This window comes from Sulfolobus sp. B1 (assembly GCF_007050195.1).
Lineage (GTDB): Archaea > Thermoproteota > Thermoprotei_A > Sulfolobales > Sulfolobaceae > Saccharolobus.
This window is the reverse complement of record NZ_QIMI01000060.1, coordinates 1-9958: the sequence shown is the minus strand read 5'-3', so window position 1 is coordinate 9958 and position 9958 is coordinate 1. Positions and strand designations below refer to the sequence as shown.

10 protein-coding genes and 1 tRNA gene are annotated in these 9958 nt (G+C 34.1%); 6 read left to right on the top strand and 5 right to left on the bottom strand.

Annotation, left to right across the window (positions count from 1 at the left end; all coding sequences use genetic code 11):
- A partial coding sequence (locus DMP16_RS05575) for a TCP-1/cpn60 chaperonin family protein (RefSeq protein WP_304948034.1) occupies positions 1 to 726 on the top strand: 726 nt, incomplete at its 5' end.
- Here DMP16_RS05575 and DMP16_RS05570 read toward each other — a convergent pair.
- A complete protein-coding gene (locus DMP16_RS05570) occupies positions 723 to 1088 on the bottom strand; it encodes a hypothetical protein (protein WP_069281777.1) in 366 nt (121 codons plus the stop codon). The genes DMP16_RS05575 and DMP16_RS05570 overlap by 4 nt on opposite strands.
- A gap of 197 nt (positions 1089 to 1285) precedes the next feature.
- On the opposite strand from DMP16_RS05570, the gene DMP16_RS05565 reads away from it, so the two are divergent.
- The gene (locus DMP16_RS05565) at positions 1286 to 1582 is read left to right on the top strand and encodes a hypothetical protein (protein ID WP_143576960.1); all 297 of its coding nucleotides are present in this window, start codon (positions 1286 to 1288) and stop codon (positions 1580 to 1582) included.
- On the opposite strand, the gene DMP16_RS05560 is transcribed toward DMP16_RS05565, so the two are convergent.
- Both DMP16_RS05560 and DMP16_RS05555 read right to left on the bottom strand, forming a co-directional pair.
- Positions 1568 to 1951, bottom strand: coding sequence for a hypothetical protein (locus DMP16_RS05560; protein ID WP_069281773.1), 384 nt, complete (start codon positions 1949 to 1951; stop codon positions 1568 to 1570). The two genes, DMP16_RS05565 and DMP16_RS05560, sit on opposite strands and share 15 nt — an antisense overlap.
- Entirely contained in the window at positions 1938 to 2138 is a 201-nt protein-coding gene (locus DMP16_RS05555; RefSeq protein ID WP_069281771.1) for a hypothetical protein, read from the bottom strand. Before DMP16_RS05555 ends, DMP16_RS05560 begins: the two co-directional genes overlap by 14 nt.
- Positions 2139 to 2192: 54 nt before the next feature.
- Between DMP16_RS05555 and DMP16_RS05550 the strand changes: the two genes are divergently transcribed.
- The 4 genes from DMP16_RS05550 to DMP16_RS05535 all read left to right on the top strand — a co-directional run bounded on the left by DMP16_RS05550 (position 2193) and on the right by DMP16_RS05535 (position 7623).
- Positions 2193 to 4070 (top strand): arginine--tRNA ligase, encoded by a 1878-nt coding sequence (locus DMP16_RS05550; protein ID WP_143576959.1) that lies wholly within the window; start codon positions 2193 to 2195, stop codon positions 4068 to 4070.
- Positions 4071 to 4145: transfer RNA gene (locus tag DMP16_RS05545), tRNA-Arg, on the top strand.
- Between the two features lie 557 nt (positions 4146 to 4702).
- Positions 4703 to 7219, top strand: coding sequence for an adenosylcobalamin-dependent ribonucleoside-diphosphate reductase (locus DMP16_RS05540; RefSeq protein WP_143576958.1), 2517 nt, complete (start codon positions 4703 to 4705; stop codon positions 7217 to 7219).
- A gap of 47 nt (positions 7220 to 7266) precedes the next feature.
- Entirely contained in the window at positions 7267 to 7623 is a 357-nt protein-coding gene (locus tag DMP16_RS05535; RefSeq protein WP_069281762.1) for a transcriptional regulator, read from the top strand.
- A 1-nt stretch (position 7624) separates the two neighbouring features.
- Here the strand turns inward: DMP16_RS05535 and DMP16_RS05530 are convergent, their stop codons facing one another.
- Together DMP16_RS05530 and gatE are read right to left on the bottom strand one after the other, a co-directional pair.
- Positions 7625 to 8671, bottom strand: coding sequence for a hypothetical protein (locus tag DMP16_RS05530; protein ID WP_069281761.1), 1047 nt, complete (start codon positions 8669 to 8671; stop codon positions 7625 to 7627).
- 74 nt (positions 8672 to 8745) lie between these two features.
- A partial coding sequence (gatE, locus tag DMP16_RS05525; protein ID WP_143576957.1) for a Glu-tRNA(Gln) amidotransferase subunit GatE occupies positions 8746 to 9958 on the bottom strand: 1213 nt, incomplete at its 5' end.

Sequence of the window (9958 nt, the reverse complement as noted above, 5' to 3'; positions counted from 1 at the left end):
TTAGCTGTGAGGAGAGTGAAGAGGAGTGATATAGAGAAGTTGGAAAAGGCTTTAGGAGCGAAGATAATCAGTAGTATTAAAGACGCTACGCCCGATGATTTAGGTTATGCTGAGTTAGTTGAGGAAAGAAAAGTAGGAAACGATAAAATGGTATTCATTGAAGGAGCTAGGAACCCAAGAGCCGTTAACATCTTACTTAGAGGATCTAATGATATGGCATTAGACGAAGCTGAAAGAAGTATAAATGATGCATTACATGCATTGAGAAATGTTCTACTAGAGCCTTATATATTGCCAGGCGGTGGTGCAGTAGAGTTAGAGATAGCAAAGAAATTAAGAGAATATGCTAGAACAGTAGGTGGAAAGGAACAGTTAGCAATTGAAGCATACGCTGATGCTTTAGAAGAAATACCAATGATCTTAGCAGAAACTGCAGGCATGGAGCCCATATCTGCTTTAATGGATTTAAGAGCAAGACATGCTAAGGGTCTAACTAATTCAGGTGTTGACGTATTAGGCGGTAGAATAATTGATGATGTACATGCTTTAAACATTATAGAGCCCATTAGAGTTAAGGCTCAGGTTATAAAGAGTGCCACTGAAGCAGCTACTGCGATATTAAAGATTGATGATCTAATAGCTGCTTCTCCACTAAAGAGCGAGAAGAAAGGAGAGGAAAAAGGTAAGGAGTCTGGCGAAGGATCAAGTACACCATCCTTTGATTAGAAATATTTTTTATTAACTGTTAATGTTATATTAGATTCGTTTATATCTTCTAAATATCCGTCAATCTCTTTTAGTATTTTTTCGGCTGTTTTGATTATATCTTCGTCCTTATAATTATCCTTAATTGCATTTAATAATTTCTTAGTTATATCCATACCTAGAATTAAACTGAGTTCTGTAAAATCTGGACTAAGTAGAAAGTCTATTATTTTCTTAGGATCCCCTCCATAAGAGGAAAAGTTATACTTTACTTCTGCTTCTCCAAGTATTCTTCTGGCTTCATCTAGCCTCTTAGAATCAATTATATTTGGAGACAACACTTTACTTACAACATGCCTCAGGAAGTCTGGCTCTTTCACCATTGTCGCCTAATTATGATAATCTAAATTCTGCAATATAAAGATGTATTCATTCGACTCACCTTACATAATTAATAATTTTAGAAATTATTACTCATTATTCATACATAACGTTGTTATTATTGATCACCGATTGTGTTTTCATAATACGCATAATGCTTAAAAGTTAGAAATGAGAGGTAAACGTGAGTGTGGATAGTATGAGTAATGAAAACAAAAAGAAAAGTAAGAAATCCACTTCTAATGTTGAAAACAAGCTTAAAGTAGTTTACTCTGATAAAGACGTAATTGTTATGACTGCACCTAACGAAGATGAGTTGAAACAGATATTATTAGACTTATTAAATGAGAAACCCATGAATTTAAAGGAGTTACATAGTATGTTATCCGGAATTGCTAGTGAAGATAAGATAAGAAGAGCGTTAGCTGATCTAGTGGAAAAAGGTAAAATTAATCTATTAGAAGACGGGAAATACGTTAAATTAGGTGCTGAATAAAAATCTATATGGACATTTTTGATACTCCTTATTGCAAAGCGTAGCTTGTTGAGTTACTAAAACTCTGCTTATTGCTTTACAATATGCGATGAATCCTTTCTCGCTCTTTATGAGCTGGTAATTTTCACACGCACTATCAATTACATTTTCTAAAACGTTTATTTTGGGATAAAACTTAATTTCCTGTTCTATACTCTTATCCTCATCATATTTCTCTAATCCTTCCTTAGATTCGTCTAAAAAATATCTGCAAGCTCTAAAATTCCCGAAGCATCTCGAACTCGAGACTACGACATCAGTAGGTTTCTCCAGAGCAGGAGATGTGCAATATCCATTTTTGTAATATTTACAAATGTTATGTTTCTGCAACTTCCCTCACAATCACGTGAACACCTGTAACGTCTTCTTCCTCATTATCAGTCCACTGAGGCAAATGAAGCCTAGTTATCACTACGTTTTCATCCTTTAATAATTCCTTAAGTGATGAACTAACTTCATCAATTTTTGGATTTCCACTATAATCCTCTACTATTAAAATTTCTACTCTCTTCCTCATAACTATATGCTAATTTCAAGTAAATATTAAAAGGTTAAAGGCATAAAACGAGTTGTGGATCTAATAGGAGAAGCTAAGATTGAGATAGCTAAGTTCGTAAGTAAACAACTAAACGTGGATATGAGTGAAGTTTTAAAAAATATTACCTATCCTCCCAGAGAGGACTTTGGAGACCTATCAATACCACTCCCATCAATAATAAAAGGCAATATAAAAGAGAAGGCTAAAATACTAGAAGGTTATGCTGGAGATCTAATAAGCTCTACTAATGTGGTAAATATTTATCTAAATTCTACTCTAAACGTGAAGAATCTGTTCATTAAACTTTTCACTAATTTTGACGAAGAGTATGGATTTGAGAAAATAGATAAAAAGAAGAGAATAATTGTAGAGCATACTAGTGCTAATCCAATCCATCCACTACACATAGGACACCTAAGAAATACAATATTGGGTGATTCCATGAGTAGAGCTTTGAAGTTTAGAGGACATGAGGTTAACGTTAGGTTTTACGTTAATGACACTGGGAGACAAGTTGCGGTATTGATTCTTGGTTTGAAATTATTAGGCTTTCCTGAACCAGACCCTAACTTAAAGAAGGATCTCTGGTTGGGCTTGATATACGCAATGACTAATGTTATTATAGAGATAAAGAAGCTTAGAGAAGAAATAAAAAAAGTTTCAGAAGTTGAGTACAAGGAGAAGATTAGACAGTTAGACGAAATGGTTACTGTAGCAAATGAGTTAAGAAATAGAAACCAAGCATTATTTGATAAGTTAATAGATGAGATAAATAAGATAGACGACGTTGAAACAGAAATTGGTAAAATCATTAAAGAATATGAGAAAGGTGAGACAGAGCTAAAGAGTATCATTAGGAAATATGTCAAGGTAGCTCTAGATGGCTTTATGGAAACTCTTAGTAAGCTTAATATAAGCTTTGATAACTTCGATTTTGAAAGTGATTTATTATGGGAGAACAAGGTAAATGAAGTTTTAGATAAACTAATCGTTTTGCCTTCTAGGATAAATTATAAGGGAGTTCCAGCAATAGATTTACAAAACTCTCTGGACAGTGATGTTAGAGAAAGGCTGAGAATACCTAAAGGTCTAGAAATACCTCCTTTAGTGCTAACTAGGTCAGATGGTACTACTCTTTACACCGTTAGGGATATTGCGTATAGTTTGTATAAGTTTAATCAATTTAATGCAGATATCGTAATAAACGTGATAGCAGAAGAACAATATATTCCCCAGATTCAGTTGAGAGGTGCTCTTCACCTTTTAGGGTATTCAAATCTAGCTGAAAATTTAGTCCACTACTCTTATGGCATGGTTAACATTCAAGGATTTAGATTAAGTGGTAGATTGGGTAGAATCTTAACCATAGACGAGATATATGAGAGACTATTAGATATAGTTAAAATGAAGCTTAAGGAAAAGGGAGGGGTAATGGATAACGCAGATGAGATAGCTAATGCTGCACTGAGGTATGCTATATTATCAGTCTCTGCGAATAAACCATTATCTTTTGATTTGAATAGAATAGTTAATTTTGAACAGAATAGTGGTCCTTATTTACAATATACATACGCTAGGGCTTTCAATATTTTGCAAAAGTCGACTGATACACTTTCAATAGATAAAGTAGATTTCACTGACATAATTGATGAGAAGAGAAAAATTCTTGTTCATATTGTTAAGTTTCCCGAAGTGTTTAAGAAATCTGTTGACGAGATGAGATTGGAGGACCTAGTTTCGTTCTTAAGAGAATTGGCTGATACGTTTAATAGCTGGTATGATAAGGAAAGAGTTCTGCAAGAGAATAATTTAGGCAGAAGAATAGCAAGACTATATTTAGTTAAAGGCGTTGCTACAGTACTAAAGAATGGGCTAAAAGTTTTAGGAATAAAAGTATTAAGTAGAATGTGAGGACCCGTAGCTCAGCTAGGATAGAGCGAGGGCCTTCGGAGCCCTAGGTCCCGGGTTCAAGTCCCGGCGGGTCCGCACATTTGTAATTATTTAAAAGTTTTTCTCATTAAGCAACTAGTTAAAGTTGAACATCGCAGTAAAAATTAGCGTAAATAAAAGATCATTTCAAGATTTCTAGAGTCTTTAACTCAACTCCTAATTTTCTCGTGCTATTGGTACATTGATGTTTTCATATTTTTGTGATTTTTATTTAAGGTATGAGGATTTTTGTGATTAATTATTTATATGTATTATCTCAGTAACGATCGAAAAGTGTTATTCTGCCCCTAAATTAAATATCGGTAATTATATTTTATTTCCATTAGTATTTCGTTTTTGATTATTTAGCTGCTTTAGCTGGCATCTTGTTTGCCTCTCATATTCTATCAAGACTTAGCTAATTTATTAAAACTTTTAAAATATCGGTATTTATCTATATTGGTAAATAAATTAGAAATAAGAATAAAGGAAATATAATTTTTACTCAAATATATGATTGAGCTTACTATTTACTGCGAGTGTTCATGGTAATACCAAGAATAAAAAGAAAGAAAAATATATCCTCGCTTTCAATATTATATAATTGACTTCTAATGGAGAAGCTAATATACGCTACGTCATTGCGTAAGGTCAAGGTAGTGAAGAGAAATGGTAAGCTTGATGAATTTAGGCTAGACAAGATACTATCTAAATTGACTATATCAGATGATGTTGTAGACGGTATTATAAAGGATATTCAGAATGCTATTAAGGATAATAGCATTGATACTAGGACAATAGCTGATATAGTGGAAAGGAATCTGATAGAAAACTCATTAAAATATCCAGAGCTAATGGAATTAGCAAAGAGATATGTTTTAGCTAGAATTTATAATCATGTTTACGGTAAGGGAAACTGGTCAAAATTTGATGAAAAAGATCTTCTTCTCTCCTATAATGCCTTGAAGGTTTTAGAGGCTAGATACCTACTAAAGGATCCCAATACTCTTAGATATATTGAAACTCCACAGATGTTGTTCAGGAGGGTCGCCAGATTTTTAGCGAGTGTGGAAGGTAAGATTTATAAGAAAAGTGAAGTTGAGGTAAAGAATCTAGAGGAGAAGTTCTATGATATCATAAGTAATTTGAAGTTCATGCCAAATTCTCCTACATTAATGAATAGTGACACAAGACTAGGGATTCTTTCAGCTTGTTTCGTAATACCAGTAAAAGATGCAATGACTACTCCTCAAGGTGACGGGATTTATGATGCTTTGAGGGCAACAGCTTTAGTTCATCAACAAGGAGGAGGGACTGGATTTGATTTCTCTGAGCTAAGACCGAAAGGGGATGTAGTGGCTTCGACTGCAGGCGTAGCATCTGGACCGGTATCATTTATGAAAGTTTTCGATGCATCAACCGATGTTATTAAGCAGGGGGGTAAAAGAAGAGGAGCTAATATGGGAGTTATGCATGTATGGCATGCTGATATTAATGATTTTATAAAGGCTAAGACTGGTGAGCTTAAGGACGTTCAATTACAGAACTTTAACATCTCTGTAGGGGTTTATGACTATTTCATGGAAGCAGTGGAAAGAGGAGAAAGTGTGCCTTTGATTAATCCTAGGAAGACTAAGATCGTGGGAACAGATCACGATTATTATATCACTAAAGCTAGAGGTTATATGAATGAGGAGTGGATTCAAGACGTCATATTAGGTGAGCTAGAAGAGAAAGGAGGAAGTGTGTATCTAGACGATTCGAAGATTATTACTATTGATGAAGCTCTTGTTATTGCGGAAAAAGAGGGAGCTATAACTAAGTACGTCAATGCTAAGTCGTTATTTGACGAAATTGTAAAAGGTGCGTGGGACAGTGGTGATCCTGGTTTACTATTTATTGATACTATTAATAGGAGACATCCAGTTTGGTATTTAGGTAAGATAAATGCTACTAATCCATGTGGAGAAGAGCCTTTGTTGCCATGGGAGAGTTGTAATCTAGGTTCAATTAACTTGGAGAAGTTTGTAATAGAGAGAGACGGAAAGGCTGCAATTGATTGGAATGGTTTAGCTGAGACTATTCAATATGCGGTAAGATTTCTTGACAACGTGATTGATGCAAACCGCTATCCATTAAAGCAGATTGAGGAGGCTACAAAGAGGACTAGAAAGGTTGGATTAGGTGTTATGGGATTAGCTAGGATGTTTATCAAATTAGGCATACCTTATGATAGCGTAGATGCTATATACTTATCTTACCAGCTAGCTAAGTTCATATACTATTATGCACTTAAGACGTCAATTGAGATAGCTAAAGAGAAAGGTTCATTTCCAGCTTATGATCCTAAGCTATATAGGGATGTATGGGAAAGTGCACTAGAATTTAATGAAATCCTAAGAATAGTTAGGGTTAATGATAAAGTGAGTGATTATGTTAAAAAACTTACAGAGAACGTGGATAAATTAGACTTCTCCTTATTAAAGGAAGAGAGGATAAAATATGGTTTGAGGAATTCTACCGTTGTTTCTGTGGCACCTACTGGCACTATATCTATAATTGCTGGCACTTCTTCCTCTATAGAGCCATTATTTGCGTTGGCTTTCGTCAGGAATGTTGCTGTAGGAAAGTTCATAGAAATAGATCCATTATTCTTAGAATATTTAAGGAAGTACGAGCTAGATGATCCAGAAGTTATTCAGAGGATTGCGGAAACTGGGATGATAGGTGAAAATATATTCATGCCTAAATCATTGAGGAGACTATTCAGAACTGCTCATGAGGTTCAACCGATCTATCACGTCTTACATCAAGCGGTTTGGCAACAGTGGAATGATTCAGGGACTTCAAAGACTATAAACTTGAGGAGCGAGGAGCCTGTTGATACAGTTGCTAACGTTTACCTATTAGCGTGGAAATTAGGGATAAAGGGAATTACTGTATATAGAGATAAGAGTAAATCACAGCAAGTGATCTACTTTGGAGTGAAGAAAGAAAGAGAGGAGTATGAGAAGAAGAAGGGGGAAGAGGGGGGTAGTAGCAAACTAGTTCCATCCTCACTTAGATTAGAGAAAAAATTTGTGGAAGTATCAGAGACGTATGCTGGCGGATGTAAGACTTGTGAATTATAAAAAAACATTTTTATTTTTTCATTAAGATAGTATAATGTAGTGAGTATATGTCATTACAGTTACCTTGTGAAGTTTCAGTAAAAGAGATTTTGCCTGCAGTTAGGTCTATTGTAGCTGAAAAATTAGTAAAAGAGAGGAATATGTCTGAATATAAAGTAGCTAGTATAATGGGTTTAACGCCAGCTGCTGTATCTAATTACATTAAGAGTAAAAGAGGAAGCGGTTTAAGATATGTTCTAGAGAAAGACCCTAAGTTTATGAAATTATTATCAGAAGTTGTAGATAGGATTGCATCTAATAATGCTAGTTTGGCTGGTTATTATTGTATTTTATGTTCCGAGGGCAAAAAAGTTTTGAATAAAAATGGATATAATCTAGCTCCTTGCTATTATGAGAGTGTTTAAGTCATATAGCTTTTCTTTTTAGAAATATTTCTGGCAGTTTCTTTACTTCAATTGATATTTTTGCTATTCCCCATCTCCTAATAGGTATTTTTATTCTATCATATTCCGAACTTATATTTAACGGTTCAATTACTTTTGATATTCTAGCGCTTAAATATAAAGTAGCAATTACCGGTTTATCTTCAAAGTTCTCTAATATTATGTCTAAAACATTGCTTTTTTCACTAAACGAAAAATGCAATGGAACAACTGAAGCTGGTTCAAGTCGATAAAGAGATAGAGGAAAAGGTGGTTTACAATCTAGTTCTATAACCTCATTTTCCATATCCCATAAAAGTCTGTGAATTTTTGCCTCCTTTGTGCTTTTAGATTTCACTATCATTATCTTCTTATCACTTTCAGCCTTAATTTCCCCCAAATTAAATTTCAAGTTTAGTTTAGAATTACTTATTATTGAATATGATTCAGTTAATTCCAAGCTAATGGCAAAAGTTTGATTAATCGGCTTTTCATCCTTCTCTAAGTAATATGGATTAATGTAATAGAAATATGGATTTAGAAAATTAGTTTCTAACTTGACGTTATTTTCTTCTAACCTAAAATCGATTTGAGTGTTTGACGATGTTAACCCTTCGCCTATTTCTCCTTCACGCAGTAGTATTTTTCTATTTCCGTTAAAATAATATCTTTCCCAAGGGGATGGGTTAAATATGGACTTGCCTTCCTTACAAGGTATGAGATAATTAATTAGTTTTATGAAATTCTTTTCCTCTATCCTATGGAATTTCCAGGGTATAGATACCTTATTTATAGGTGTTCTTACAATTAACTTTTTTTCATTAGTACCTCCTTCGGTATTCACTATGGATAGATCTGGTCCTACGATCGTTGCATTGTACCTCCACTCAACCTTTTTTGCATCCAATAAATTTAATATCTGAGGCAATTGTTCAAGATGTAAAAGCTCGTCTTCTAATTTAATTACTTGACTTTCAAGTTTTCCAGATGGATAATCAGAGGCTACCTTTAATATATCATCGATTTTCATAAGCGGTCAAGCTCATCATTTTTATCCGACAAATGCCTTCTCTTCATTTCACTTATCAGTCCGAGGGTAATTCTTCATCCTATTAAATCCTTTAATTTTGCCTTAATTAACTCTAGCACTAACTTACCGTCTGCTCTTCCTTTAACTCTACTCATAACTTTTGACATAACAATATTTATCGCTTTCTCTTTTCTTTTATTTATCTCATCTATGTTAGATTTTATTGCATCTTCAACAATCTTCTCTAATTCTTCTACGGGAATTATTTCATATTTCTTCATCACTTCAGATAGACTTACTGAACTTTTGCTACTGGTATATTCCAATAGTATTTCCTGAATTGAGTCCTTACTTATTCTATTTTCATAAATTCCCTTAACTATTTCCTCAATATCCTCCTCGCTGATCTTAGAGATATCTCCGCCCTTTGATTTAACGTATTTCAGCGTATTAGTAATTAGTGTTGCTATTATTGATGGCTGAACTCTTTCTGAATATTTTGAGACTAACTCTTCAAATAAATCTAGTTTTGGATCTCTTAGAATTTCTTTAGCTAGCTCCTCACTTAATCCTAATTTAACGTACTTTTTCAGTTTAACTTCTGGTGGTTCTGGAACTAATTTTTTTGCCTCTTCAAGTAATTCCTCATCTACTCTTCTTGGCGGAATATCAGTTTCTGGGTACATTCTTGCTGAGCCAGGTTGTGGTCTTAAGAATTTAGTATTACCATCTTCTAAGGCACCTCTAGTCTCCTTAGGAACGCCATTCAAAGCTTGAATTACTCTATCTCTAATTGTCTCTATGGCCCTTTCTAACTTCTCCTTAGGTCCGGTTATAATTATAAATCCATCATCTTCTGACACGTTTAATGCCCTTTTTACCTCATTTACTTCCTCAGCGGTTATTCCGTAGTTTGGTAATTCATCAGAGTGCATCAATCCCCCTAGTGCAGCTAACGCTCTAACGTAATCAGCTAATTCTGTTCCAAACCTTCTCTTAGGGGATAACTCCCAACCTAATATCCCTTTAAACTTCGGTAATCTTAATCCATAAATCAATTCTCCCTTATCTAAGGCATTTTTAATTATTTTACTTTTAGTATTTTTAAATAATTCACTTAGATCTTTTACTTGCATATAAGATAATATTAGATCTTTAGTTACACCTCTTTTCTCGAGCTCTTCCTTTATTTTCAAGAGATTGAACTGCCTCATTGCTTCATTTTTTATTATTAATGGAATCAATTCAAGTCTTTGAACTCCCTTTATCTCTATCTTAACTCCTCCT

Coding starts and splice junctions, on each gene's coding strand:
- DMP16_RS05570 (WP_069281777.1), bottom strand. CDS start 1,088: ATGGTGAAAGAGCCAGACTTCCTGAGGCATGTTGTAAGTAAAGTGTTG.
- DMP16_RS05565 (WP_143576960.1), top strand. CDS start 1,286: ATGAGTAATGAAAACAAAAAGAAAAGTAAGAAATCCACTTCTAATGTT.
- DMP16_RS05555 (WP_069281771.1), bottom strand. CDS start 2,138: ATGAGGAAGAGAGTAGAAATTTTAATAGTAGAGGATTATAGTGGAAAT.
- DMP16_RS05540 (WP_143576958.1), top strand. CDS start 4,703: ATGGAGAAGCTAATATACGCTACGTCATTGCGTAAGGTCAAGGTAGTG.
- DMP16_RS05535 (WP_069281762.1), top strand. CDS start 7,267: ATGTCATTACAGTTACCTTGTGAAGTTTCAGTAAAAGAGATTTTGCCT.
- DMP16_RS05530 (WP_069281761.1), bottom strand. CDS start 8,671: ATGAAAATCGATGATATATTAAAGGTAGCCTCTGATTATCCATCTGGA.